The 23,107-nt window shown below is 42.5% G+C and carries 26 protein-coding genes; 17 read left to right on the top strand and 9 right to left on the bottom strand.

Features of this window, described 5'->3' with window-relative positions:
* Position 1 precedes the first annotated feature (1 nt).
* The 8 genes from YYK_RS04990 to YYK_RS04955 all read left to right on the top strand — a co-directional run bounded on the left by YYK_RS04990 (position 2) and on the right by YYK_RS04955 (position 10,157).
* Positions 2–841, top strand: a complete 840-nt coding sequence (locus tag YYK_RS04990; RefSeq protein ID WP_012027123.1) for an SDR family oxidoreductase — start codon at positions 2–4, stop codon at positions 839–841.
* A complete protein-coding gene (locus YYK_RS04985) occupies positions 841–1,641 on the top strand; it encodes an HAD family hydrolase (RefSeq protein WP_012027122.1) in 801 nt (266 codons plus the stop codon). The genes YYK_RS04990 and YYK_RS04985 overlap by 1 nt, the downstream gene beginning before the upstream one ends.
* A 46-nt stretch (positions 1,642–1,687) precedes the next feature.
* Positions 1,688–3,478, top strand: a complete 1,791-nt coding sequence (locus YYK_RS04980) for a glycoside hydrolase family 3 protein (RefSeq protein ID WP_012775581.1) — start codon at positions 1,688–1,690, stop codon at positions 3,476–3,478.
* 10 nt (positions 3,479–3,488) lie between these two features.
* Positions 3,489–5,213: a glycoside hydrolase family 3 protein gene (locus tag YYK_RS04975; protein WP_012027120.1), complete on the top strand. Its 1,725-nt coding sequence runs from the start codon at positions 3,489–3,491 to the stop codon at positions 5,211–5,213.
* Positions 5,214–5,668: 455 nt separating this feature from the next.
* Positions 5,669–6,712: a phenylalanine--tRNA ligase subunit alpha gene (gene pheS / locus YYK_RS04970; protein WP_002938060.1), complete on the top strand. Its 1,044-nt coding sequence runs from the start codon at positions 5,669–5,671 to the stop codon at positions 6,710–6,712.
* Between the two features lie 201 nt (positions 6,713–6,913).
* The gene (locus YYK_RS04965; RefSeq protein ID WP_012775170.1) at positions 6,914–7,435 is read left to right on the top strand and encodes a GNAT family N-acetyltransferase; all 522 of its coding nucleotides are present in this window, start codon (positions 6,914–6,916) and stop codon (positions 7,433–7,435) included.
* 1 nt (position 7,436) lies between these two features.
* Positions 7,437–9,836 (top strand): phenylalanine--tRNA ligase subunit beta, encoded by a 2,400-nt coding sequence (gene pheT, locus YYK_RS04960; RefSeq protein WP_012775584.1) that lies wholly within the window; start codon positions 7,437–7,439, stop codon positions 9,834–9,836.
* Positions 9,837–9,890: 54 nt separating this feature from the next.
* On the top strand, positions 9,891–10,157 hold the full coding sequence (locus YYK_RS04955) for a DUF2087 domain-containing protein (protein WP_012775169.1): 267 nt from the start codon (positions 9,891–9,893) through the stop codon (positions 10,155–10,157).
* Between the two features lie 20 nt (positions 10,158–10,177).
* On the opposite strand, the gene YYK_RS04950 is transcribed toward YYK_RS04955, so the two are convergent.
* A complete protein-coding gene (locus tag YYK_RS04950; RefSeq protein ID WP_002938072.1) occupies positions 10,178–10,480 on the bottom strand; it encodes a hypothetical protein in 303 nt (100 codons plus the stop codon).
* A 192-nt stretch (positions 10,481–10,672) separates the two neighbouring features.
* On the opposite strand from YYK_RS04950, the gene YYK_RS04945 reads away from it, so the two are divergent.
* On the top strand, positions 10,673–11,416 hold the full coding sequence (locus YYK_RS04945) for a polyphosphate polymerase domain-containing protein (RefSeq protein ID WP_012027116.1): 744 nt from the start codon (positions 10,673–10,675) through the stop codon (positions 11,414–11,416).
* Entirely contained in the window at positions 11,403–12,080 is a 678-nt protein-coding gene (locus tag YYK_RS04940; RefSeq protein WP_012027115.1) for a DUF4956 domain-containing protein, read from the top strand. The genes YYK_RS04945 and YYK_RS04940 overlap by 14 nt, the downstream gene beginning before the upstream one ends.
* A gap of 47 nt (positions 12,081–12,127) precedes the next feature.
* Here the strand turns inward: YYK_RS04940 and YYK_RS04935 are convergent, their stop codons facing one another.
* Entirely contained in the window at positions 12,128–12,610 is a 483-nt protein-coding gene (locus YYK_RS04935; RefSeq protein WP_012028247.1) for an NUDIX hydrolase, read from the bottom strand.
* Positions 12,611–12,777: 167 nt separating this feature from the next.
* On the opposite strand from YYK_RS04935, the gene folE reads away from it, so the two are divergent.
* From folE to YYK_RS04910, 5 genes are read left to right on the top strand one after another with little or no spacing between them, the layout of a single operon-like run.
* The gene (gene folE / locus YYK_RS04930) at positions 12,778–13,341 is read left to right on the top strand and encodes a GTP cyclohydrolase I FolE (protein WP_002938082.1); all 564 of its coding nucleotides are present in this window, start codon (positions 12,778–12,780) and stop codon (positions 13,339–13,341) included.
* Positions 13,342–13,349: 8 nt separating this feature from the next.
* The gene (gene folP / locus YYK_RS04925) at positions 13,350–14,162 is read left to right on the top strand and encodes a dihydropteroate synthase (protein ID WP_002938084.1); all 813 of its coding nucleotides are present in this window, start codon (positions 13,350–13,352) and stop codon (positions 14,160–14,162) included.
* A complete protein-coding gene (folB, locus tag YYK_RS04920) occupies positions 14,155–14,517 on the top strand; it encodes a dihydroneopterin aldolase (protein ID WP_012027113.1) in 363 nt (120 codons plus the stop codon). Before folP ends, folB begins: the two co-directional genes overlap by 8 nt.
* Positions 14,514–15,002, top strand: a complete 489-nt coding sequence (gene folK / locus YYK_RS04915; RefSeq protein ID WP_012027112.1) for a 2-amino-4-hydroxy-6-hydroxymethyldihydropteridine diphosphokinase — start codon at positions 14,514–14,516, stop codon at positions 15,000–15,002. The genes folB and folK overlap by 4 nt, the downstream gene beginning before the upstream one ends.
* A gap of 50 nt (positions 15,003–15,052) precedes the next feature.
* On the top strand, positions 15,053–16,363 hold the full coding sequence (locus YYK_RS04910) for a GntP family permease (RefSeq protein ID WP_012775168.1): 1,311 nt from the start codon (positions 15,053–15,055) through the stop codon (positions 16,361–16,363).
* A gap of 282 nt (positions 16,364–16,645) precedes the next feature.
* Here the strand turns inward: YYK_RS04910 and YYK_RS04905 are convergent, their stop codons facing one another.
* Genes YYK_RS04905 through YYK_RS04895 form a run of 3 tightly spaced genes read right to left on the bottom strand, consistent with a single transcriptional unit; the run spans position 16,646 to position 19,155 of the window.
* Positions 16,646–17,884 carry a cation diffusion facilitator family transporter gene (locus tag YYK_RS04905; RefSeq protein WP_012775167.1) on the bottom strand — a complete coding sequence of 413 codons (1,239 nt, stop codon included), beginning with the start codon at positions 17,882–17,884 and terminating at the stop codon, positions 16,646–16,648.
* A 56-nt stretch (positions 17,885–17,940) separates the two neighbouring features.
* Entirely contained in the window at positions 17,941–18,393 is a 453-nt protein-coding gene (locus tag YYK_RS04900) for a threonine/serine exporter family protein (RefSeq protein ID WP_012775166.1), read from the bottom strand.
* 3 nt (positions 18,394–18,396) lie between these two features.
* Entirely contained in the window at positions 18,397–19,155 is a 759-nt protein-coding gene (locus YYK_RS04895; RefSeq protein ID WP_012027108.1) for a threonine/serine exporter family protein, read from the bottom strand.
* 161 nt (positions 19,156–19,316) lie between these two features.
* Here YYK_RS04895 and YYK_RS04890 point away from each other — a divergent pair, with 161 nt between their 5' ends.
* Complete coding sequence (locus YYK_RS04890; protein WP_012027107.1) at positions 19,317–19,742, top strand: MarR family winged helix-turn-helix transcriptional regulator; 426 nt, start codon at positions 19,317–19,319, stop codon at positions 19,740–19,742.
* A gap of 19 nt (positions 19,743–19,761) precedes the next feature.
* Positions 19,762–20,121: a DUF1304 domain-containing protein gene (locus YYK_RS04885; RefSeq protein ID WP_012775165.1), complete on the top strand. Its 360-nt coding sequence runs from the start codon at positions 19,762–19,764 to the stop codon at positions 20,119–20,121.
* Between the two features lie 36 nt (positions 20,122–20,157).
* On the opposite strand, the gene YYK_RS04880 is transcribed toward YYK_RS04885, so the two are convergent.
* The 4 genes from YYK_RS04880 to YYK_RS04865 are packed head-to-tail and all read right to left on the bottom strand — an operon-like array spanning position 20,158 to position 23,015.
* Positions 20,158–21,012 (bottom strand): DUF4097 family beta strand repeat-containing protein, encoded by an 855-nt coding sequence (locus YYK_RS04880; RefSeq protein ID WP_014917252.1) that lies wholly within the window; start codon positions 21,010–21,012, stop codon positions 20,158–20,160.
* On the bottom strand, positions 20,999–21,577 hold the full coding sequence (locus tag YYK_RS04875; RefSeq protein WP_012027104.1) for a DUF1700 domain-containing protein: 579 nt from the start codon (positions 21,575–21,577) through the stop codon (positions 20,999–21,001). Before YYK_RS04875 ends, YYK_RS04880 begins: the two co-directional genes overlap by 14 nt.
* 11 nt (positions 21,578–21,588) lie before the next feature.
* Positions 21,589–22,701, bottom strand: coding sequence for a DUF4097 family beta strand repeat-containing protein (locus tag YYK_RS04870; protein ID WP_012027103.1), 1,113 nt, complete (start codon positions 22,699–22,701; stop codon positions 21,589–21,591).
* Positions 22,698–23,015: a PadR family transcriptional regulator gene (locus tag YYK_RS04865; protein ID WP_002940906.1), complete on the bottom strand. Its 318-nt coding sequence runs from the start codon at positions 23,013–23,015 to the stop codon at positions 22,698–22,700. Before YYK_RS04865 ends, YYK_RS04870 begins: the two co-directional genes overlap by 4 nt.
* Positions 23,016–23,107 lie beyond the last annotated feature (92 nt).

Below are 23,107 nucleotides of genomic sequence, written 5' to 3'. Positions count from 1 at the left end.
TATGACGCGTGTCATTGAATTTAAGGACAAGGTTGTTGTCATTACAGGAGCAGGCGGAGTACTTTGTGGTTATTTAGCCAAGGAATTTGCTAAGGCTGGTGCCAAGGTGGCTCTTTTAGACTTAAATCAAGCAGCAGCCCAAGTTTTTGTTGATGAGATTGTTGCAGCAGGAGGTAGTGCCAAGGCTTACAAATCTAATGTCCTTTCCAAGGAAAATTTGGAAGAAGTTCGCCAACAGGTATTGGCAGATTTCGGTCCGGTAGATATTTTAATCAACGGAGCAGGTGGCAATAATCCGAAAGCGACAACGGATAATGAGTTCCATGAAGTGGGTCTTCCAGCGGATACGAAAACCTTCTTTGACCTAGATGAGGCGGGGATTAACTTTGTTTTCAATCTGAATTATCTAGGAACCTTATTGCCAACACAGGTCTTTGCACAGGATATGATTGGCCGTAGCGGAGCAAATATTATCAATATCTCCAGCATGAATGCCTTTACTCCTTTGACAAAAATTCCTGCCTATTCAGGTGCTAAGGCTGCCATCAGTAATTTTACCCAATGGTTGGCAGTACATTTTTCAAAAGTTAGTATTCGTTGCAACGCCATTGCTCCGGGATTTTTGGTAACCAACCAAAACCGTGGTTTGCTTTTTGACGAGTCAGGTCAACCGACCGCACGTGCCAACAAGATTTTGACCAATACACCAATGGGACGGTTTGGTGAATCGGAAGAGCTAGTCGGCGGCGTCTTCTTCTTGGCAGATGAGAATTTGGCAAGTTTTGTCAACGGTGTTGTTTTACCGATTGACGGTGGCTTCTCAGCCTATTCAGGAGTCTGATGATGAAGATGGAATACGTATTTTGTGTGGACTCTGATGGCTGCGCCATGGACACCATGACCTACAAACATAAGCTTTTCTTCGGCCCCTTAGCTGCGGAAGTTTTTGGTGTTGAAGATAAAGAACCGTTTTTAGCTGAATGGAATCGAGTTAATCTCTACTCACGAGAACGTGGCATTAACCGTTTTGTTGGCTTAGTTAAAGGCCTAGAATTTGCAGGTGTGACTGGTATAGACAACTTGAAAAATTGGGTCGCGACCACAGATTCTTTGTCAAATGCTTCTCTGGAAAGATTGATAGAGGAGCAGCCGTCAAAAGACTTGGAATTAGCCTTAAAATGGTCCACTCAAGTCAATCAAGCCATTAAGCATTATAGTGGTCCTGTTTTAGCCTTCATCGGCGTTCACAAGGGCTTGGAAAAATTGAGCCAGTTAGGAAAAGTCTACGTAGTTTCTTCTGCTAATAAGGAAGCAGTAGAAGAAGAGTGGACAGACCAAGGTTTGATGGACTTTGTTACAGAATTGTACTGTCAAGACCGTGGCAAGAAAGAAGATGTCATCAAACTGTTAATAGAGGAAGGGTATTGTCCTAATAAGATTATGATGATTGGTGACTCGCCTGGTGATTTGAAGGCGGCGGAATTGAATGGTGTCCATTTCTATCCTATTTTAGTAGGACGAGAGATGCAATCTTGGGCAGATTTGACAGAAACGATTGCAGATGACTTTGCTCATCAAGCATTCACAGGTGAGAAAGAAACAGAATTGATACAGGCATTTTGGAATAATTTAGACGACTAGAGAAGGGCTAGAGGCGCTATGCCCTCTAGCTTTTTTGGAGGCAAACATGACACATTTAGTAGATTTACGGAAGAAACCTTACAGCCTTGATGAAGAGGCTATTTCTTGGATTGAAGAAACCATTGCTCAGATGACCTTGGATGAAAAAATCGGTCACCTCTTTGTCAACATGGGGAGCCAGCGGACAGAAGACTATCTGACTGGAGTATTAAATGATTATAAGATTGCTGCTGTTCGTTACAATCCTGGACCTGCTGCAGATATTTGGGAGCAAAACTATATTTTGCAGACCAAGTCTAAGATTCCCCTCTTGATTGCAGCCAATACCGAATCTGGTGGAAATGGCGCTGTTACGGATGGAACGAAAATTGGGGATGAAATCAAGATTGCTGCGACAACCGATCCCCGCTATGCTTATGAAATGGGGAAAGTTGCAGGACTTGAAGCAGCTGCGGTAGGCTGCAATGCCTCCTTTGCACCGATTATGGACCTAAGCCGTAATTGGCGCAATCCAATCATTGCAAACCGAACATGGGGAGCTAATGTAGACCAAGTCATTGAATTGTCCAAAGAATACATGCGAGGCATTATGGAACATGGCATTGTGCCGTTTGCTAAGCATTTTCCTGGAGATGGTATTGACGAACGAGATCATCATTTGTCTTTCGCTTCGAATCCCATGACCAAGTCTGAATGGATGGAAACATTTGGACGGATTTATGGTGAGATGGCTGACGCAGGTCTCCCAGGTATTATGGCGGGGCACATTCATTTGCCAAATGTTGAGAAAGAAATGCATCCAGAACGTGAATTGGATGACATGTTGCCAGCTTCGCTGAATAAAACCCTCTTGGATGAATTGCTTCGTGGAGAGTTAGGTTACAATGGTGCCATTGTCACGGATGCCAGTCACATGATCGGTATGACAGCCTCTATGCCGCGTCGTGAGCTATTGCCTACAGCTATTGAGGCAGGATGTGATCTTTTCCTTTTCTTCAACGATCCAGAAGAAGATTTGCAATGGATGAAAGAAGGATTGGAAAATGGTCTGCTTTCTGAGGAACGCCTCCATGATGCCCTTCGTCGTACCTTGGGCTTGAAAGCTAAACTCGGTCTTCACTTGTTTGAAGGTCGTCGTCAGGAAATCATGTTGCCAAAAGAAGAAGCACTGGCTTTGATTGGTAGAGATGAGGCGAAACAGCTTGCAAAAGAAGTAGCTGACAAGGCGATTACCTTGGTAAAAGCCAAACAAGAAGGAATTTTCCCAGTCAATCCAGAACGCTACAAACGTATTTTGTTGGTCGAAGTAGATGGCTATAAGGGTGGTTTTGGTGCCATGATCAATGCTGGCAAGAAGAGAGCAGCCGATACGCTGAAAGAACTATTAGAAGCTCGAGGTCACCAAGTATCTATCTGGGAAAATACGGAGGCACGGATTGCCAAATTGCCAGAAGAAGAAAGACCAGCAGCGATTGCAAATGTCTATGCTTCCAAGCGTCCAATTGCGGAAATCACAGATAACTATGATTTGATTATCAATTTAGTTGATGTCAACTCAGGAGGAACAACTCAGCGAATTATTTGGCCAGCTGCCAAGGGAACACCAGACCAGCCTTTCTATGTTCACGAAATTCCAACCATTGTTGTCTCTGTTCAGCACCCATTTGCACTTGCAGATATGCCACAGGTTGCAACCTATATCAATGCCTACGATGGCTTGCCTGTCACATTAGAAGCCTTGGTTGCTAAACTAGCAGGAGAGTCAGCCTTTACAGGAGTATCGCCTGTTGATGCCTACTGTGGCTTGGTAGATACACAGATTTGGCGCGGAAAATAAGGAGGAAAGAATGCCTAGATTGGTTGATTTGCGGAAGAAACCCTATTGTTTGAATGATGAGCAGATTACCTGGGTAGAAAATACCTTGGCTCATCTGACTGATGAAGAAAAAATCGGTCAATTGTTTGTTAATCTATTCTTCTTCGGAGGAGACGCTTTTAGCGGAAATAATCTGAGTAATCAGGAATTGATGAATCGATACCACATAGGTGGTGCCCGTTATATGAATGGCAGTCCAGAACAGGTACAAGGACTGATTAACGAGCTGCAAAGCTATTCAAAAGTACCTCTCTTGGTTGCAGCGAACTGTGACTCAGGTGGAGATGGAGCTGTGAAAGGAGGAACCTATATTTCCTCAGGTGCTCAATCGGAAGCCAGTCGGGATCCTCGTATTCCCTACCTAGCAGGTCTCGTATCTGCGCGTGAGGAGACTGCATTAGGTGTAAATGTCAATTTTGATCCTTGCGTGGACATTGTTCAGAACTGGCGCAATACTATCGTCAATACCAGAGCCTACGGTACAAATGCGGATGATGTTATTACCTATACCAGTGCCTATTTAGAAGGATTGACTGCTGAAAGAGATGTTATTCAATGTATCAAGCATTTCCCAGGAGATGGTAAAGAAGAACGTGATCAGCACCTAGTCCTAGGCGTCAATGAGCTCTCTCCAGAAGAATGGGACAAGAGCTTTGGTCGTGTCTATCGTCATCATATTGAAGCTGGTGTTGAGATGATTATGGCGGGACATATAGCCTTGCCATATTACCAACAACGACTCAATCCAAGTTTGACGGACGAAGATATTTTGCCTGCAACGCTGGCTCCTGAATTGATCCAAGATTTATTGAAAGAAAAACTGGAATTCAATGGCTTGGTCATAACAGATGCCAGCCACATGTTGGGGATGACAGCAGCCATGCGTCGTGAAGACTACGTACCTGCAGCCATTGCTGCGGGTTGCGATATGTTCTTATTCTTCAATAACTTAGAAGAAGATTTTGAATTTATGCTCAATGGCTACCGCAAGGGAGTGATTACTGACGAACGCCTTCATGATGCTCTCCGTCGCATTTTAGGTCTGAAAGCCAAACTCAATCTGCATATCAAGCAAGCGGAAGGAACCTTACTAAAATCAGCTGATGAATTGGCTATTATCGGCTGTGAAGAACACTTGGCTTGGCAACGTGAGGCGGCAGACAAGGCAATTACGCTGTTGAAAGATACACAGAAAAATCTTCCAATCAGTCCAGAAACCCATCGCAGAATCCGATTGTATTACCTAGAAGGTGAAAAAGAAGGGATTATGGCGGCAAGTACAGAAGTGGTTGATAACCTTAAAGCTGCCTTGGAAGCGCGTGGCTATGAAGTGACCGTCAATGATGGTACGACTCGGATCAAAGGAAAAACGCTGCAATACCGAGAAGAAGTTGATTTAGCCTTGACTGTTGCCAATGTCATTGGATATGGAGCGCAGAATAATTACCGCATCCAGTGGAAAACGGCCATGTCAAATGAAGTTCCTTGGTATGTACATGAAGTTCCAACCATTTTCATTTCACTAAACTATACAACTCACCTTCACGATGTTACCATGGTCAAAACTGCTATCAATGCCTACCATCACAATAAAAATACTATCGAATCCTTACTTGATAAATTAGAAGGAAAAGACGCATTCTTTGGTGTGCCAAATGAGAATGTTTGGGCCAATAAATGGCAGGCAAAACTATAAAACTAAACTCCTTTCTATCCTAGATAGAGGGAGTTTTCTAGGAAGATTTCTTGCCAAACTTTCTTCTTTTTGATAAAATATCCTTAATTGAATAGAAGTCTGTGAGACTAGTACACCTTATGGAAGCTGTCCAGGGAGTTGAGCCGTGACTGCAAGCTCAATCAGTGAAAGTTGGTCGAATTCACTCACACAAGGACTTAGAACCTGCATTCACAGTTCAACACTTCCATCTAAGGCTAGTTTTTCAGCTACTCATCGTTAGTTTTTTTCAAAATACAGTCAGTATTCCCTCAAAAAACAGCCTTGATTAGCGGAAAACCATCTCTTATGTGCAAGCACTTCACTTGTGAATATAGGTTCATAGAACTAAGGTCTGCCTTGCAGATGAAAACGGATGGTACCGCGTGACAACGCTCCGATACGAGTGGTGTCATGCGTTTTTTATTGGAGGAATTATGTCAAACATTGAACAACAGTTGGCTGAATTAAGCCAAACGACACTAGAAAAGTTAAAAGAAATCCAGCACCAAGGAGAAAAAGAACTACAAGACCTGCGTGTTGCGGTTTTGGGTAAAAAAGGGTCTTTGACGGACTTATTGAAAGGCTTGAAAGACCTGTCTAACGACATGAAACCAATCGTTGGTAAACAGGTTAATGAAGTGCGTGATGTGCTGACAACTGCCTTTGAAGAAACTGCTCAAAAGGTTGCAGCAGCAAAAATTCAGCAACAACTAGCTTCCGAAACCATTGATGTGACCTTGCCAGGTCGTCAGGTTAAGGTCGGAAAACGCCATGTCTTGACCCAAACTTCTGAAGAAATTGAAGATATTTTCTTGGGCATGGGCTTCCAAATCGTTGACGGATTTGAAGTGGAAAAAGACTACTACAACTTTGAGAGGATGAATTTGCCGAAAGATCATCCAGCCCGTGATATGCAAGATACCTTCTACATCACAGAAGAAATCCTTATGAGGACCCATACGTCGCCTGTTCAGGCGCGTACCATGGACCAGCATGATTTCTCAAAAGGTGCTTTGAAGATGATTTCGCCAGGACGTGTTTTCCGTCGTGATACGGATGATGCGACCCACAGCCACCAGTTCCACCAGATTGAAGGCTTGGTTGTCGGTGAAAATGTATCCATGGGCGATCTCAAAGGTACGCTTGAAATGATTATCAAGAAAATGTTTGGTGAAGAGCGTCAGATTCGCCTGCGTCCATCATACTTCCCATTCACTGAGCCTTCTGTTGAGGTGGATGTTTCCTGCTTCAAGTGCGGTGGTGACGGCTGTAATGTATGTAAGAAAACAGGCTGGATTGAAATCCTCGGTGCCGGCATGGTCCACCCGCAAGTATTGGAAATGAGTGGTATTGACTCAACCAAGTACTCTGGCTTTGCCTTCGGTCTTGGTCAGGAACGCATTGCCATGCTCCGTTACGGTATCAACGACATCCGTGGTTTCTATCAAGGTGATGTACGATTCTCGGAGCAGTTTTGATGTGAGACCTGTTTCTGATACTGAAAGTATCTAGAAACAGGACGGTAGCCGCTATGGCGGTCTACCTACTCCCCTCACTAGGTTCAAGGTTGAAAAATATGTCGTTTTCAACCTTGAACCGTCGTAATCTCGCACTATTTAAGGTGTGGGTATCGTTGCTCTGCGACTTTCCTAGTCCAGTTAGAAATGAGAGGCAATGAGATGCAGATTGATCCTATACGTTTGGAAGAGGTTTCCGTTTTGCAGGAGTTGGCCAAGCAGACTTTTGCAGAGACCTTCGCTCACGATAATGACCCGAAGGAACTGGAGGCATTCTTTGAGGAATCTTATTCCTTGGAGGTCTTGACTAGTGAGTTATCGGATCCCAACTGCCAGCACTATTTTCTAAGAATAGATCATCAGATAGCTGGTTATCTCAAGCTCAACAAAGGTTCTGCCCAGACGGAGCAAGAGTTGGAAAATGCCTTTGAAATCCAGCGTATCTATCTCTTGCAGGCCTATCAAGGTCGCGGTCTTGGGAAGGTCTTGTTTGAATTTGCTTTGGAAAAAGCAGAGCAGTCTAGTTGTGATTGGGTCTGGCTGGGAGTTTGGGAACATAATTACAAGGCTCAGAAATTCTATTCCAAATACGGATTTGAAAAATTTGGCCAGCATGAATTTGCGGTCGGTGATAAGATTGATGTGGATTGGCTACTGAAACGGCCTTTGCACCAGAAAGGATAATATGTTAGTAAGTTACAAATGGTTAAAAGAACTCGTTGACTTTGATGCGACAAGCCATGACTTGTCTGAAAAAATGTCAACAACAGGAATTGAAGTAGAAGGGGTTGAGCAAAAGAGTGCTGGCCTTTCTAAGTTGGTTGTCGGTCAGGTTGTGTCTGCTGAGCCAATTCCAGATACTCACCTCAATATTTGTCAGGTAAATGTGGGCGAAGCAATCACGCAAATTGTTTGCGGTGCTCCAAATGTCAAGCCAGGTATCAAGGTGATCGTTGCTCTGCCAGGAGCTCGTATCGCTGGCAACTACAAGATTAAGAAAGGCAAAATCCGCGGAGTTGAATCCTTGGGCATGCTCTGCTCATTGAGCGAAATCGGCGTGTCCGACTCAGTTGTGCCAAAGGTCTATGCGGACGGTATCTACCACCTGCCAGAAGATGCAGTCGTGGGTGAGCCAGTCTTTTCATATCTTGACCTCGACGACGAGATTATTGAGTTGTCCATCACACCAAACCGTGCCGACGCCCTCTCTATGCGTGGTGTGGCTCACGAAGTGGCAGCTATCTATGACAGCAAGGTCAACTTCAAGCCAGTGGTCTTGGAGGAAAGCGACAAGAAAGCCAGCGATGTGATTGAAGTGGCCATTGAGTCAGACAAGGTGACTGCCTACACGGCCCGTGTTATTGAAAATGTGACTATCGCACCGAGCCCGCAGTGGTTGCAAAACCTGCTCATGAACGCAGGTATTCGCCCGCTCAACAATGTGGTGGACATCACCAACTACATCTTGCTCTACTTCGGTCAGCCAATGCACGCCTTTGATTTCGATAAATTTGAAGGCAAGAAAATCGTGGCTCGTCAGGCAAAAGAGGGTGAGAACTTGGTAACTCTTGACGGCGAAGAACGTGACTTGATTGCCGATGACATCGTCATTTCCGTTGCGGACAAGGCAGTTGCCCTCGGTGGTGTCATGGGTGGTGCTAATACAGAGATTGACAATAGCTCTAAGACCGTCGTGCTGGAAGCAGCCCTCTTTGACGGCAAGTCTATCCGCAAGACCTCAGGTCGCCTCAACCTTCGGTCTGAGTCCTCTTCTCGCTTTGAAAAAGGCATCAACGTAGCAACTTTGACGGAGGCTATGGACACAGCGGCTGCTATGATTGCGGAACTGGCTGGCGGTCAGGTCTTGTCTGGCATCGTTTCTGCGGGCAGCGTGGACACTTCGGATGTCCCAGTCACAGCAACCATTGATTACGTTAACCGCTCGCTTGGGACCAACCTCGACTATGCCCAAATCGCAGATATTTTCCGTCGTTTAGGTATGGAAACAACTGGCGATGCAAGTCAGTTTACAGTAGCAGTACCGCGTCGTCGTTGGGACATTCGCATTCCAGCAGACTTGGTAGAGGAAATCGCTCGTATCTATGGTTACAATAATCTGCCGACCACTCTTCCGAAAGAGGACGGAACAGCAGGCGAGTTGACCCTGACCCAGAACATCCGTCGCCAAGTACGTAGCCTGGCTGAAGGTGCAGGTCTGACAGAAATCATTTCCTATGCCTTGACAACGCCTGACAAGGCTGTGGAGTTTGTGGCTCGTCCAACCACAGTCACCGAACTCATGTGGCCGATGACAGTTGACCGCTCTGCCCTCCGTCAGAACATGGTGTCTGGTATGTTAGACACAGTGGCCTACAACGTGGCTCGTAAGAACAAGAATTTGGCTCTTTACGAAATCGGTAAGATCTTTGAACAGTCTGGCAATCCAAAAGAGGACCTGCCACAAGAAATCAACAAGTTTGCCCTTGTTTTGACTGGTTTGGTTGCTGAGAAAGACTTCCAGACACCAGCTGTACCAGTTGATTTCTTCCATGCCAAAGGGATTTTGGAAGCTATCTTTGATCATTACAAGTTGGCAGTTGACTTTGTGGCGACTAGTGAGATTGCTGCCCTGCACCCAGGTCGTACAGCTGAAATCCATTTGAATGGGGCTGTGATCGGCTTTGTCGGTCAGGTACACCCTCAAACGGCTAAGGACTACGGTATTCCTGAAACTTATGTGGCTGAAATCAATCTGGATGCGATTGAAGAAGCCCTCCAGCCTGCTCAGCCATTTACCGACATCTCTAAATTCCCAGCGGTTAGCCGTGATATTGCCCTGCTTTTGAACAGCGATGTCAAACATCAGGATGTCCTGGATGCCATTGCTGGTGCTGGCGTGAAACGCTTGACCAAGGTGACTCTCTTTGACGTCTATGCTGGCAGCAATATCGAGGTTGGTAAGAAGTCTATGGCTTATAACCTGACCTTCCAGAATCCTGAGGATAGCTTGACGGATGAGGAAGTGGCTAAGTACATGGAGAAAATCAGTAAGTCGCTCGAAACACTTGGAGCTGAAATTCGTTAACATGTAAATCTTGTGAAATCCTAGTCAGCGGGCTGGGATTTTTTGGAGGGAAGTATGAACACTCAAGATATTCAAGAAAAATTTTTTCGAGAAGGCAAGCTTATCGTTATTCCTAAAAAATTAAAAAGTAAGCAAGTTTTATTTGCCTATTTACAAGAAGAGTTGGCTAAGAAAGGCTCTACCTTCACAGAAAAAGAAGTCAATGCCTTTCTAGCTGAAGTCTATGATGATTATGCTATATTGAGACGCTACTTGGTGGACTACGGCTACTTGTCGCGTGACCAATATGGTTTGGAATACAGAATAGAAGAAAAGAGATGATTGCGGTCATCTCTTTTGTCTTACAAAATAAAGGGTTCAATCTTCAACTCTATCTGGTTGCCATACTTGGCTAGTAAATCGTCTGCCAGGGGATGATAGAGTTCTCGTAGTTGTTCGATCTTGTCAGGAAATTGTTTGCCGATGTAGTCAAACTTGCACTCGATGGTTAAGAAAAGTTGGTGGAAGAGTTCGTTAATCTCATTCAAGCGGGCAATCATTTCTTCGTCTTCTTTGAGAAAATCAGGGATTTCTGAGCGATTGTTGACAAAACCGTCGATGAGTTTTACGGGGAAAGAGCCGTATTCTAGGACAAATTCGTACATGGGTTTCTCCTTGCCTTACTATTGATAGGACTATTGTAGCATAGATTAGAATGTGACAAAAGAATTTCAACTTTATTGCAGTTTAAGTTTTGTTTAATTTTATTTTCAGTTTCATTTAAAGCTAGGTCGGTAAACTATATCTTGTAAACAAGACAGGGACCTGTCAAAATTTAGGATAGAAGAGGCACAATAATGAAAACAAGAATCGTACAAAAGCAGTTTAAGCGTAAAGAGACTAAATATATCGTTGATAAAAAAACTTTTGAACTTTTAGAAAAGGAACTTCGTCAGTACATGATGGCAGATGAGTTTGCGACATCAACGATTACCAATATCTACTTTGATAATGAAGATTTTGATATGATTCAAGATTCACTTGCCAAAAAGAATGGACGTGAGAAAATTCGGATGCGTGTCTATGATGCGACACCATCTGAATCGAGTCAAGCTTTTCTTGAAATCAAGAAAAAAGAAAATAAAATTGGCTATAAATACCGTTTAACTTCAAACCCTGTTTCTGTAGCAAATTATATCGAAAATGGAGTGATTGATTCCACAATCAAGGATGATAAGGTAACCTCAGAACTCGAAATGTTGAGAGAACGCTACGGTACTATTAAGCCGAAGATGTATATCTACTACGATCGCGTATCCTATAAAGGAATCGAAGACAAAAAAGTTCGTCTCACAATCGATAAGAACTTACTTTATCGAGACTACGATGTGGATGCAATGGAAGGTAAATTTGGTAAGAACCTATTAGACCCAACCAAAGTAATCATGGAAGTAAAAGTTCCAGAAGAACGACCAGACTGGTTGGTAGCCCTGCTCGAAAAATACCAAATCGAAAAGCAATCATTTTCAAAATATGGCAATGCCTATAAGCTTGCCCACAACATCACTGGAGAGGAAGTAAGCAAACATGCAGCTGTTTAATAGTATCTTTTCAACGGCCAATAGCAATATTACCTTAGCGCAAATGTCCATGGTTTTTGGAGTTAGTCTATCCATGGGGGTACTCTTAGCGGCTGTTTATAAATATAAATCTAATTATACAAAGGAATTTGTCATCACACTAAGTCTGATGCCGGCATTGATTGCTGTTATCATTGCATTAGTTAATGGTAACTTGGGAGCGGGTGTTGCGGTAGCAGGGACTTTCAGTCTAATTAAATTCCGCTCAGCAGCAGGTTCTTCGAAGGAAATGCTTGCAGTCCTCTTAGCGATGGCTATCGGTCTAGCGACAGGAATGGGCTTCCTAGGTTTGGCTGTCTTTATGACGGTCATCCTATCTGCTTGTATTTTGATTTTTGAGAACATCAGCTTTGCTCAAGTCAATCAAAATCGTCGTCATCTCTTGGTAACAGTGCCAATGAATTTTGACTACGACCAATTTTTTGAGAAACAATTTGGTACATCCTGCAAGCAAGCGGATCTCATTTCCCTCAAGTACAAGAAGAAAAAAGAAGCGCTGATCTTAGAATATCAAGTTCTCCTCGATAAAAAAATTACAGATAAACGCTTGGTAGATACAGTATTGTCAGCCGGTCCTTTGGATGTCGTATTGAACAAGCAAATGCCGAAGAAGAAGTATTTGTAATATCAAAGAAGCCCTGGATTTCCAAGGCTTTTTCGTTTTTTATTAGCTTATTCTTCATAAAAATCAACGCTATAATCAAGCAATTTGTCCCCATCATAGCGGAAGCAAGCGGAAAAAAATGGTTTGTCCTCTAATAGCCATTCTTGAAAATGCCGGTCGCCCTCCCAAGTTGGTTTGGACAAGACTTGGTCATAGGGAACCCACTCTAAGTCACCTTCATTGCAGTCAATAAGACTTCCTTCAAAACCAGTTATCTTAAAGACATAGGTGTACCAGTCAGTGTTTGGAGTAAAGTCTGGGAAGGTTATCACTCCTTTTAGAGCATGCTTCGTTACAGTAAGCCCAGTTTCCTCAAAGATTTCTCGAATGGCACAAGCCTGCGGTGTTTCACCGGGTTCCAGCTTACCACCGACCCCAATCCATTTCCCCTGGTGGACATCGTTTTCTTTTTTATTGCGATGGAGCAGGAGAAATTCTTTGCCATTATCAATGTAGCAAATCGTAGCCAGTTGGACAGGTTTCTTGGTCATAGTAGCTCCTTATAGTTAGTTTGTTCCTATTATATCACAAAGGCGGGAGTAGGGACACCTGCTTGGTGCTCTGGTAGGGGACAGTTTTGGGATTAGCATACTGAAAGCTCTTTTCTGAAAACAGTTTTTGAGGTATAATAAGAACATCAAACTATTTAGGATGCACTATGTCAAAACAAGAACAAATCGAACAAACAATTTATCAATTATTGGAATTATTGGGTGAGGACCCGAATCGTGAAGGTTTATTAGATACGCCTAAACGGGTTGCTAAGATGTATTTAGAAATGTTTAACGGCCTAGAAGAGGATCCCAAAGACCAATTTACAGCTGTCTTTTCAGAAGGTCATGAAGAGGTTGTTTTGGTCAAGGATATTCCTTTTCATTCTATGTGTGAACACCATTTGGTACCCTTTTATGGCATTGCCCATGTAGCTTATATTCCGAGTAAGGGGCGTGTGACAGGTCTTAGCAAATTGGCGCGTGCAGTGGAGGTAGCAAGTCGTCGCCCTCAATTGCAGGAACGCTTGACCCATCAGGTTGCCCATGCCCTTCAAGATGCCCTTGAACCAGAAGGTGTTTTTGTCATGGTCGAAGCAGAGCACATGTGCATGAGCATGCGTGGTATTCGCAAGCCAGGTAGTAAGACAGTGACCACAGTTGCTCTTGGCAAATACAAGGAAGATGCCATCTTGCGCCGTGAACTCTTGTCCATGATTCACAATAAATAGGAGGTTCTATGTCAATCGAACAGTTAGCGAATCAAGTAACCATTATGGGGATTCTCAATGTGACGCCAGATTCATTTTCAGATGGTGGTCACTATAATGAGGTGGAGTCTGCCTTGGTACAAGTAGAAAAGTTGTTGGCTGAGGGTGCTACCGTCATTGATGTTGGTGGTGAGTCCACTCGGCCAGGTGCAACATTTGTGTCTGAAGAAGACGAGATTGCTCGCGTGGTTCCGATTATCCGCGCTATCAAAGAAAACTATGACTGTCTTGTCAGCGTCGATACCTATAAAACAGGAACTGCACGTGCAGCCTTGGAAGCAGGCGCAGATATTTTAAATGATGTCTGGGCAGGACTTTATGATGGAGATATGTTGGCCCTGGCTGCGGAGTACAAGGTACCAATTATTCTCATGCACAACCAGAAAGACGAAAGCTATGCGGATGTTGTTGGAGAGGTCAAAAACTTTCTAGCTGAGCGTGCCCAAGCAGCACTTGATGCTGGTGTTTCCGCAGACCAGATTTGGTTGGATCCAGGATTTGGCTTTTCAAAGAATGTCCAACATAACCTTGATCTCTTACAAGGTTTGGAACAGATTACTGCCCTTGGTTATCCCGTTCTATTTGGAATATCTCGTAAGCGCGTGGTGGATTATCTGCTTGGGGGCAATAGTTTACCGACTGACCGCGATCAAGCAACGGCAGCCTTGTCTGCCTGGGCAGTCCAAAAAGGCTGTAAAATGGTCCGTGTTCACAATGTCGCTGCCAACCGTGATATCGTTAAGGTTTGGGACCAATTGACTTCTGGAGGTCAACATGGATAAGATTTCTCTCAATAAATGTCGCTTTTACGGCTACCATGGTGCCTTCAAAGAAGAACAAGTTCTTGGTCAAATTTTCACAGTTGACTGTGATTTGTTTGTTGACCTGACAGCAGCTTCACAAACTGACAATTTAGAAGACACAGTTCACTATGGTATGGTCTTTGAAACCATTAAAGCAGTTGTGGAAGGCAAGCCCTATATTCTCATTGAAAAGGTGGCAGGTGTCATCTGTCAGGAGATTTTTGATCAATTTCCAAAGGTGGAGAAGATTCGCTTGGCCATTTACAAGGAAAATCCGCCCATTGCTGGACACTATGATTCTGTCGGAATTGAATTGGAGCGTGAACGACCATGAAGCATCTAGCCTATCTCAGTATCGGAGGGAATATGGGCAATCGACAAGCCTATTTACAGGCAGCCCTAGACAAATTAGCCAGTCATCCAGGTTGCCAGCTTGGCTTAGTTTCCAACATTTATGAAACTCCAGCTTGGGGCAAGACCGACCAGGCTGATTTCCTCAATCTAGCCTGTCAAGTGTATACTGATTTGTCTGCTCAGGATTTTCTAAGCGTTTTCCAGAACATCGAACAAGAGTTGGACCGAGTACGGATTGAAAAATGGGGACAACGGACCATTGATTTGGATATTATTTTTTGGGATGAGGAGAAGATTCAAGAAGAGAATCTGATTGTTCCCCATCCCTACGCCCATGAAAGAGCATTTGTTCTCAAACCTCTTGCTGAGATTGCTTCTGATTACTGTCACCCAATTTTGAAAAAAGTGGTATCGGACTTGCTTGCAGAACTAGGGGAACAAAAAGATATAAAAATTTTCAAATAGTTGCCTCTGATACTAGGTTTATTAGAGGATAGAATAGATAAAGGAGTTTTATGACAATTTTAGCAACTTTAGGAGTTTTATTGGCTATTGTAGCCATTATTTATTGGACATCAAAAAATTTACATGTTATCATTGCTGCACCACTCGCTAGTTTAATCATCATTCTGACCAATCAGATGAATGTTTTGGAAGTTATGTTGGGCAAAGAGCAGTCTTATATGGCGGGCTTAGCAGGTTTTTTGATTAATAATTTTGCCATCTTTATGTTGGGGTCTATCTTGGCACGTTATATGGAGGCAAGTGGAGCTACGCAGACGATCGCCAATAGCATTTTGAAGGTAATGGGAAAGGATAGTCCCTATAAGGGCTTGTTAGCTATCACTTTGATTGCTTCCATTCTGACCTATGGTGGTGTGAGTATTTTTGTAGTTATTTTTACCTTGCTTCCCCTTTCACGCCCCCTCTTTAAAGAGTTGAATATCAACTGGGCACTTTTTCCGATTCCTGTCTTTTTGGGAGCAGGTACCTATACGATGACAACTCTTCCTGGGGCACCTTCCATCCAGAATGTCATTCCGACAAAAGTTTTGGGAACTAGCTTGACCGCGGCACCCATTATCAGTTTGGCAGCCAGCTTGACACTATTAGTATTTGGCTTGCTCTACATGGCCTACTGCCTCAAGAAAAGTCTAGCAAATGGAGAGACGTATACGGAAGAAGAGGATGAAACTGCAGTAGTGGTAGCTGATAAGACACCAAATCTATTTTTATCAGTCTTGCCTCTATTCAGTCTTATTGGGACGATTTTCCTAATGAGTAAAACTCCGAATGTCCTGGCAATCGGATTGTTGGTCTCTATCCTTCTATCAGCCTTGATTTTTTATCCATATCTGCCAAATCAAAAAGAAATTTTGAATGCTGCGACAACGGCATCTATAGTGCCTGCTTTTGCAACTTCTAGTACAGTAGCCTTTGGGACTGTGTTAACTTTGTCAGCAGGTTTTGCAGTCATTCAAGAATGGATTCAACAAATACCAGGATCACCTCTAATCAGTTTATCTGTTTCGACAGCATTGATTAGTGGTATTATCGGTTCATCTTCTGGTGCGATAGGTATTGCTTCAAGTAATTTCCTTCCTTCCTATTTGGAAATGGGGATTAATCCGGAGTTGCTGCATCGTGTAGTAGTAGTTGCATCGGCTATTTTGACAGTTATGCCTCAGTCTGGTGTGATGATTACCTTCCACAATCTTTCGAAATTAAGTATGAAACGTGGCCTCAAGTATTCGTTTATCCTAGTGACAGTTGGGCATTTGTTAGCATTATTTGTGATTTTACTGTTGGCACCTTTGCTATATTAGGATTGATTAACAAACAAATAAAAGCCCTGCCAATGGGCAATATCATTCAGTTAAAACCTCTACTCAAATATTTATTCGGGTAGAGGCTTTTTCTTTATAATATAATAATCAATGAAATCCCAAAACAGTAAGCTCTAATCTTCTATAGTTATTTAGCTTTTATCATATACTAAACAAAAACTAAATAACTACAAATTGAGTATAAAAGACTGATAATAGCTTAAAAGGAAGGTTAAAAAATAGGAATTCTCCCTATAATTCAGGGAAAATTCCTATTTTTTATTATGGATTATGCAAATCAGAGCTTTTTTCAGTAGCTTCGATCTGAGAGGCTTGTTTCTTTGAAATCTGGTGGAAAATAACAGTCCAATTTTCATGACGGCGCCAAAGTGACGTATGAACATAATCACCAATTTCAAACGTAACTAATTTTGATTTTTGGCTAATGGAGGTCATTTGGTAATTGGATAAATACGTGGTTTGGATGGGGTGGTCGGCAAGCATCTGAGTTTTATTTCGATAGCGGCCTTTGGCATCAATTAAGAGATACTGGTCGTCAATCAATTCTTCATACCCATTAGCATGTGCTTGTATCTCTGTTTCAAAACGGAAGAGTTTGTCGTACACATGCTCATACATCTCATCGTGTGGAATTTCAGATGGTTCTACGTGAATATCCACATCAAAAACTCCATGTTTGAGTGTTAGGAGTTGCTCAACCTGCTCAGTCACTTCATGACTTTCATAAACGGATAAGTCTGGATTCATTTCTAAAACAACATCAAGGTAGATATTGGCTCCATAAGTCCGACCACGTTGTGATTTGACAGAAACGATTTTTGGGAGTTTGAGAATATCTTCCTCGTACTTTTTCAATAAGTTTTCATCAAATCCATCAGATAGGGTAAAGAAGCTTTCCATAAAAATATCGTAGGCTGTTTTTAGGATAAAGAAGGTAATGATGATGGCTGCAATTTTATCGACAATAGGGAAGTTGAAAGCCGCAGCAAAGATCGCGATAGAAGTTCCTATGGAAGTGACTGCATCGGATAGATTATCCTTGGCAGCTGCTTCTAAGGCCTTGGAACGTACTTTTTTTGCCAAGCGGTTATTATATAAATAAACAGCTAACATAACTAGTGCAGAAAAAATTCCGACAATGGCCCCCATAATGTCTACTTCGATAGAAGAATTGCTGATTAGTTTTTGGAGGGTATCATAGAGTACTTGGAAACCAACGACAAACATGATGAAGGATGTAATCAAGCTTGCCAAGTCTTCCATTTTCCAGTGTCCAAATTTATGATCGGTATCAGCTGGTTTCTGTGCCATTTTTAGTCCAACAAGTACAGCGATATTACCGATAATATCAGAAATATTATTGAAGGCATCTGCTCGTAAGGCATCCGAATGAAAGAGCTGTCCTGCAACGAGTTTGATACCTGATAAGACAATATAGGCACCGATAGATAGCAAGGCACCACGTTCAGCAAGTTTTAGATTGGTTACGTTTTGGTTCATAGCATCTCCTTTGATAAGTTTTCATTTTAACAAAAAGGCCCCTTATTTTCAAGGGGTTAGGCTGCTTTTTTGCCTGTTCGAAGAACCTTATAAAGGTGTAATAATATTGTTCCGCTGGCCATACCGATGGGAATGACTAAGGCTAAAGTTAAGACGGTAGTGATATTGGTTAGGGCTTGAGCGTGGTCCCCAGAAACGAAATAAGTCGTGGTCATGTAGGCTCGATAGCCTGGAACAAGTGGTGCAAGTATAGCCAATGAAAAGATGACGGAGGGTGTTTTTAACCAAATACTCATGATTTGACTGACACAGGATCCGATAATTGCTGCGAAAAAGGTAGCAATCAGTACATTAGTTGGTCCTAATAATGAAAGATAGATGAGCCAAACAAGCATGCCTAGGAGTCCACCAGGGACCAGCATTTTTCTTTGAACATTGAGAACAATTAAGAAGGCTGCGATAGCGATATAAGAGGCGAGTGCCTGTAATAAGAAGTGAACTGGTGTCATAGATTACCTCACAAGCATAAAGGCCACAGTTGTACCTGCACCGAGCGATAAGATAATAAGCGCAGTTTGGAAAAATTTGGTCATCCCTGTATTGATATGATTGGTCATGAGGTCTCTTACGGCATTTGTAAAAGCAATCCCTGGTACAAAAGGCATGACTGCCCCTGCATTAATCAGGTTAGGATTAATGGGGAGAGTAGTGGTTGCGCTTAATAAATAAGAGGTGAGTGAGAAGACAAAGGCGCCAACGAAGGTGGTGACAAAATCAATTCCAATATAGCGCTCGACAATTAGGGAGATAGGGAAAGCTAAAGCTGTTGCGAGGACAGCACCTGCTGCATCTAAAAGAGAACCTCCGAACATGATGGTAAAAAATGGTGCGGCTACTACGGCAGCTAAGGTTATTTGGATATTGTTATAAGGTGGCTTTTGTTGTTTGATTGCATTTAATTGGCTCCATGCTTCTTCTAGGCTGATTTCTTCATTGGCTAGGGAACGGGAGATTTGGTTGACGTCACAAACTTTCTGCATGTCGTAATTTGAATTGACAATGCGTTTCATACGCGAAATATTCGTATGGTCGATGGAGAAAAAGATAGCAGCAGGGATGGCAAGGACATTGGCCTGTTCAATTCCTTGTGAATGTGCAATCCGAATCATGGTATCTTCAACTCGGTGAATTTCTGCACCGCTTTGTGCCAAAATGGCACCAGCGAGCATGAGCACGTCTATGACCAAGTTTAGTCTAGGAGTGTTTTCCATAAGTAAGTCCCATCCCTCTGCTAGTTATTTCCTTAATTATAACAAAATATAGGTGTAGGCAACATATTTTTTTAATAGATAGGCAAAATAGTTGAAAATTGTTCGGATTGTAGTATAATTGACTCATCAATGATTGATTAATCAATCAAAAGAGGTAGATAATGCAAGAAATGGAAGATTTGTTATACAGATTGAAAGTGACAGATGAGACGATTTCCAATCTTTTTGAAAAGCAGTTGGGAATCAGTTTGACACGCTATTCAATATTGCAAACATTACTAAAAGATGCACCCCTGCATCAGTTGGCTTTGCAGGAGCGGCTTCAGATAGACCGCGCAGCGGTTACGCGTCATCTCAAATTGTTGGAGGAGAGTGGCTATATCATTCGCAAGCGAAATCCTGACAATCAGAGAGAAGTACTTGTCTGGCCAACTGAGCAGGCTAGAGAAGCGCTAATCACGAATCCTTCTGCCCACCACCAAGCTATCAAAGCTTCGATGAATCAGATTCTAACTGTTGAGGAGAGCGAGCAATTCCTAGCCACTCTTGATAAACTATTGATTGGCTTGCAAAATCTACCTATATAATTTTTTGAGAGGAGACATTATGTCTATTTTTACCACTATTCTAGCTAGTATCGTAGCTATTGAGCACCTATATATCATGTATTTGGAAACCTTTGCGACCCATTCAGACTCTACTAGTCGCGTATTCAATATGGAGAAGGAAGAATTACAACGTAAGTCTGTGACTGCATTGTTCAAGAATCAAGGAATTTATAATGGCTTGTTGGCGGTCTTCTTGTTCTACGGTATTTTTACTGGTAATTTAGAAATTACAAGCATTTTTGTTCTATGTGTTATTGCTGCAGCAGCTTATGGTGCTATTACAGCAAGTCCAAAAATTATCTTAACCCAAGGTGGACCAGCTATCTTGGCATTGATCTCTATTTTGTTGTTTAAATAAATAGAAAAGCCTTCCGTGAGGAGGGCTTTTTAGCGATTACCGAATGCTCAATTCACCATCTAGTGTAGAGATGTTGAGGTAATTAGTGGATTGGGGATTGGAATAGGTTGGAAGGTCAATTCCCAGATTATTTTGACTGGCATCTATATGGATGTCAGTTTTTGTTTTGGAATGAAGAGAAATGTCGATTGAACCACCGTAATTACTGATACTATGTCTTCCTTCTAGTTTTAGGTTTTCAGCTTTAAAATCCCCATCCTCAATCGTTAAGCTACTGCCGACAGTATCGGAAATGTCTTTCGGACTTATTAATGTGGAATGATTGATTGCTACTTCTCCATTGAGGTGTGACAAATGAGCAAAGCTGAGTTGACTGTTTTCAATCAACATGTCACCATTTTCAACAAAGAGTTGGAAATCTTGAATAGTCACTTTATCCAGATAGACATCTCCTTGAATGCTCCCTGAGAGTGTTTCGATTGTGCTATTTTTAGGGACCTGTAAGACAGGTTGGTAGTAGGCAACATTCTGGTCATTGACAAGATTTAAGATAGGTTCGAGTAAACCATCATAAGTAACGATGCCTTGATAGGCACTAGAAATGGTTAATTTTCCATGTTGAACTTGGTGGCTGAGGAGGTCAATGCCTTTGTGCTGATTTCGGTAATAGTGGAGGTGAAATTGTTTGTCAGGCGAGGGCATAATGGACAGTTTTTCATTGACCTCTATAGAACGAATATCCGTAAAGCTTGCCGTTTGGGGCTGAAAATAGTTTTCTGCAACAGTTTTCATATTTGTCCAACCGCCAGCCAGGTAGCCAATGAGACTGAGAATTGTTCCAAGAGTGAACAGGCTCAGACTGATTTTCGTAAATGGTTTAAGCTGTTTCATAATAGCCTCCTTTGCGAATCTTTCTTTGTATCCAATGTAAAACAAGCAAGAAGGTTTTGCTTCCAAGGTCTAGAGTGAATTTACTACCCAATAGAGTGAGGGCCAAGCAGATGAGGGCCAGGCCTGTGAAGAGGAGGGAGGTAGACCATGATAGTGTGAAGAGGTCAAAGGCGAGGAGTAGCTGGGCGATTGCTAGACTGAGGAGGACAATCCAGAGTGAGATAAGGAGCAGAAAGAGGCTAAAGATGATTAGGAGAAGGGTGATGAAGAGGGCGACCAAGGTGATTGCTAGGGGGACGCCGATTGGGGCGGCAAGGATAGAGAGGATGGTCAGCCAGACCATATTGCGGGTATTTGGCTTATCCTCAGTCTTCTCTTTATCATAGAGATTGGCTAGGATTTCATGGGCGGCTTCTTTTGGACTGCCTAGCTCTTGAATAGCTTGCTCATCGTTTTCCTTTTCGTCAAAATATTCATTGAAATAGTCCAAGGTATCTTGAAAATCTTCTTTTGGTAGGTTTTTGAGATATTTTTCGAGTTTCTGTAAATATTCCTTGCGATTCATGGAAACCTCCTTTATCCCACACTAAGCTGGCAGTCTTGACAATGAATAACTAGCTGAGCAGGGCTATTTTCTTGCTTGTAGCTGAGATGAGTGATGTCACCCTCTTTCATCATTGTAAACGCCTTATCCTTTGGAAGTTTAAGGCTAGAATCTTCCTCCCAGATGTCTAAACTGATGTCCGTACTTGGTTTATAGGTTAAGACAGAATCTTCAGCCTGGCAGTTAAGGCTCTTTTCAATAACAAAATCCTTCAACTTCCAGACACAGTCTTCTAATGTTATCCTTGCATCTGAAAGGCTCATGCTTGAGAGAGTGATAACAGCATCGCTGGCTTCCAATTTTAACTCGCTCATCTGTCCATCTGAGATAGTTAGTGTAGAGTCTTCTAACCGTAGAGCAGAGCTTGGGCAGCTCACTTTCGTCATGCTGATACTGCTATCTTTTGCATTGATGACTAGCTGTTCGCTCGCTTGCACAGCCGCCATCGTCAGACTACTATCTGTCGTTTTCAGATTGAGACTAGTAAGGGGCAGTAGTTTTTTAGGGATTTTGAGAATAGCAGAGCTGGTTTGATTGTTTGAGAAGTAGAGGTGATTAGGGGTAGGCTTGCTTGTTAGGTACAAACTATCCTGAACCAGTTGATAGTCAAAAGCCTGGTAGCTACCATCTTCTGAAACAGGATTGTGCAATAAGACAGCTTCTCCGTTATAACTTTGAACGCTAAGAGCCTGATCTTCGAGCGAAATCTGTAGATTTGAAAACTCAGGTAATTCTTCAATCTTCGCCGTCAATTTAATTCTTTCCCTAGCTTGATAGGCTGAATGTTTAAAATTGTTGAAAAAATTCTCCCAGTCAAATTGAAAATCAAAATCAAAGTTGAAATCAAATGGTTTAGATGAATGTGGACTTGCTTGGTCTTGCTCGGTGATTAGGGCATCTTCAGGTAGATTGGCAATGATTTCCTTTGCTGCTTCATCAGGTGTTCCTAGCTCTATAATAGCTTCCTCGTCGTTATCCTTTTCGTCAAAATATTCATTGAAGTAGTCTAAAGCCTCCTGTCTGGCACTTGGATGAAGTTGAAATAATGCTTGTTCCAGTTGGTTCAAATAATCTGCGCGTGTCATTTTCGTAAGCTCCCTTCTATAATTCCGTCAATATGGTCTTTGTAGCTATTCCATTCACCTTGCAGGAAGGGGATGTGCTCACGTCCAGCAGGTGTGATGGTGTAGTATTTTCTCTTTCTCCCTTGAAATTCTTGGGTATAGGTGGTGACGTAGCCCGCCTTTTCCAATTTTTTCAAAATAGGGTAGAGTGTGGATTCCTTTATATCAGCAACTATCTTGATGGTTTGACTGATTTCATAGCCGTAGGAATCCTGCTTTTCCACGATGGCTAAGACCAGAAATTCTATCAAGATAGAGGATACGGGGTAGTACATAAACTCACCTCTTTATCTTTATGTAATTATTTTATATATAAATTATATACCTATTGTTTAGCAAAATCAAGCGATTATATAAAATTTTTATA

The organism is Streptococcus suis S735 (assembly GCF_000294495.1).
In the GTDB taxonomy this organism is placed as follows: Bacteria; Bacillota; Bacilli; order Lactobacillales; family Streptococcaceae; genus Streptococcus; species Streptococcus suis.
This window is presented reverse-complemented; position numbering and strand designations above follow the sequence as displayed.

Coding starts and splice junctions, on each gene's coding strand:
- YYK_RS04990 (WP_012027123.1), top strand. CDS start 2: ATGACGCGTGTCATTGAATTTAAGGACAAGGTTGTTGTCATTACAGGA.
- YYK_RS04895 (WP_012027108.1), bottom strand. CDS start 19,155: ATGGAAAACACTCCTAGACTAAACTTGGTCATAGACGTGCTCATGCTC.
- pheT (WP_012775584.1), top strand. CDS start 7,437: ATGTTAGTAAGTTACAAATGGTTAAAAGAACTCGTTGACTTTGATGCG.
- pheS (WP_002938060.1), top strand. CDS start 5,669: ATGTCAAACATTGAACAACAGTTGGCTGAATTAAGCCAAACGACACTA.
- YYK_RS04870 (WP_012027103.1), bottom strand. CDS start 22,701: ATGACACGCGCAGATTATTTGAACCAACTGGAACAAGCATTATTTCAA.
- YYK_RS04950 (WP_002938072.1), bottom strand. CDS start 10,480: ATGTACGAATTTGTCCTAGAATACGGCTCTTTCCCCGTAAAACTCATC.
- folE (WP_002938082.1), top strand. CDS start 12,778: ATGTCAAAACAAGAACAAATCGAACAAACAATTTATCAATTATTGGAA.
- YYK_RS04975 (WP_012027120.1), top strand. CDS start 3,489: ATGCCTAGATTGGTTGATTTGCGGAAGAAACCCTATTGTTTGAATGAT.
- YYK_RS04940 (WP_012027115.1), top strand. CDS start 11,403: ATGCAGCTGTTTAATAGTATCTTTTCAACGGCCAATAGCAATATTACC.
- YYK_RS04935 (WP_012028247.1), bottom strand. CDS start 12,610: ATGACCAAGAAACCTGTCCAACTGGCTACGATTTGCTACATTGATAAT.
- YYK_RS04910 (WP_012775168.1), top strand. CDS start 15,053: ATGACAATTTTAGCAACTTTAGGAGTTTTATTGGCTATTGTAGCCATT.
- YYK_RS04890 (WP_012027107.1), top strand. CDS start 19,317: ATGCAAGAAATGGAAGATTTGTTATACAGATTGAAAGTGACAGATGAG.
- YYK_RS04965 (WP_012775170.1), top strand. CDS start 6,914: ATGCAGATTGATCCTATACGTTTGGAAGAGGTTTCCGTTTTGCAGGAG.
- YYK_RS04880 (WP_014917252.1), bottom strand. CDS start 21,012: ATGAAACAGCTTAAACCATTTACGAAAATCAGTCTGAGCCTGTTCACT.
- folK (WP_012027112.1), top strand. CDS start 14,514: ATGAAGCATCTAGCCTATCTCAGTATCGGAGGGAATATGGGCAATCGA.
- YYK_RS04945 (WP_012027116.1), top strand. CDS start 10,673: ATGAAAACAAGAATCGTACAAAAGCAGTTTAAGCGTAAAGAGACTAAA.
- folP (WP_002938084.1), top strand. CDS start 13,350: ATGTCAATCGAACAGTTAGCGAATCAAGTAACCATTATGGGGATTCTC.
- YYK_RS04980 (WP_012775581.1), top strand. CDS start 1,688: ATGACACATTTAGTAGATTTACGGAAGAAACCTTACAGCCTTGATGAA.
- YYK_RS04865 (WP_002940906.1), bottom strand. CDS start 23,015: ATGTACTACCCCGTATCCTCTATCTTGATAGAATTTCTGGTCTTAGCC.
- YYK_RS04955 (WP_012775169.1), top strand. CDS start 9,891: ATGAACACTCAAGATATTCAAGAAAAATTTTTTCGAGAAGGCAAGCTT.
- folB (WP_012027113.1), top strand. CDS start 14,155: ATGGATAAGATTTCTCTCAATAAATGTCGCTTTTACGGCTACCATGGT.
- YYK_RS04885 (WP_012775165.1), top strand. CDS start 19,762: ATGTCTATTTTTACCACTATTCTAGCTAGTATCGTAGCTATTGAGCAC.
- YYK_RS04985 (WP_012027122.1), top strand. CDS start 841: ATGATGAAGATGGAATACGTATTTTGTGTGGACTCTGATGGCTGCGCC.
- YYK_RS04905 (WP_012775167.1), bottom strand. CDS start 17,884: ATGAACCAAAACGTAACCAATCTAAAACTTGCTGAACGTGGTGCCTTG.
- YYK_RS04875 (WP_012027104.1), bottom strand. CDS start 21,577: ATGAATCGCAAGGAATATTTACAGAAACTCGAAAAATATCTCAAAAAC.
- YYK_RS04900 (WP_012775166.1), bottom strand. CDS start 18,393: ATGACACCAGTTCACTTCTTATTACAGGCACTCGCCTCTTATATCGCT.